Genomic DNA, 1462 nt, shown 5'->3' with positions numbered 1-1462 from the left:
ACGGGGTGGTGCGCGTCGTCGTCGTCGTCGACGCCGCGCACCACCCCGTGCAGACCGGCCTCGCCGCCGCCGACTACCTCGAACGCCTCCCCGAGGGCGCCCTCGGCCTCGACCTGGAGGGCCGCATCACCTTCGCCACGGCCACCGCCGCACGCCTGCTCGGCCGCCGGGCCGACCGGCTGCTGGGCACCCGGCCCTGGCAAGCACTGCCCTGGCTGGACAACCCCGTCCACGAGGACCAGTACCGCACCGCGGTCGTCAGCCGCGCCCCCGTGTCCTTCACCGCGCTCCGCCCACCGGACCGGTGGCTGACCTTCCAGCTCTACCCCGACACCAGCGGCATCAGCGTCCGCGTCGTCCCGGGGGCAGAACGGTCCGGGGCCCCGCGACCGCCCGCCGCCGCACGGCCCCCCGCGGCCGCACCGACGGGACGCCTCTACCAACTCGTGCACCTCGCCGCCGCGCTCACCGAGACGGTGACCGTGCGCGACCTCGTGTCGCTGATCGCCCACCAGATCCTGCCGGCGTTCGGCGCCCAGGGCCTCGTGCTGTCCGCCGCCGAGGCCGGCCGTCTGAAGATCACCGGCCACCACGGCTACCCGGCCGACGTCGTGGAACGCCTCGACGCCCTGTCGCTGGACACCGAGCTCACGCCTGCCGGCCAGGTCCTCGCCAGCGGCGTCCCCGCCTTCTTCGCCGACCCGGCCGAGATGGCCGGCACCTACCCCAGGGCGCCCCAGATCAGCGGCAAACAGGCCTGGGCGTTCCTCCCGTTGACCATCTCCGGCCGGCCGGTGGGCTGCTGCATCCTGTCCTACGACCACCCGCACGCCTTCACCGCCGACGAACGCGCCGTCCTCACCTCGCTGTCCGGCCTGATCGCCCAGGCCCTCGACCGCGCCGGCCTCTACGACGCCCAGCAGCGACTCGTCCACGAACTGCAACGCGCCCTGCTGCCCCGGGCCCTGCCGCACCTGCCCGGCCTGGAGGTCGCCGCCCGCTATCTGCCCGCCGGCCACGGCATCGAGGTCGGCGGCGACTTCTTCGACGTCCTGCGCCTGGACGACACGACCGCTGCCGCCGTCATCGGAGACGTCGAAGGCCACAGCATCGCCGCCGCCGCGCTCATGGGCCAGGTCCGCACCGCCATCCACGCCCACGCCGCAGCAGGCGCCGCACCCGGCCAGGTCCTCGCCCGCACGAACCGGCTGCTGGCCGACCTCGACTCCGAACTGCTCGTCTCCTGCCTCTACGCCCACCTCGACCTGGCACACCACCAGGCCGCCTTCGCCAGCGCGGGCCACGTGCCCCCGCTGCTGCGCCCCGCCCACGCCACCGCCGGCGTCCTCGACGTCGAACCCGGCCCGCTGCTGGGCATCGACACCGGCGCCGCCTACCCGGTCACCACCGCGCCCCTGAGCCCCGGCGCCACCCTCGCCCTCTACACCGACGGCCTCGTCGA

At 75.0% G+C, this 1462-nt stretch carries 1 protein-coding gene; it reads left to right on the top strand.

What is annotated here, in order from left to right; genetic code table 11:
* The coding region (locus CCL05_RS43615; RefSeq protein WP_086565933.1) for a SpoIIE family protein phosphatase at nt 1-1462 on the top strand (1462 nt) is incomplete at both ends.

Source organism: Streptomyces africanus (assembly GCF_002150735.1).
GTDB classification, from domain to species: domain Bacteria; phylum Actinomycetota; class Actinomycetes; order Streptomycetales; family Streptomycetaceae; genus Streptomyces; species Streptomyces africanus.
The sequence above is the reverse complement of the archived record's forward strand: the minus strand, read 5'-3'. Positions and strand labels throughout refer to the sequence as shown.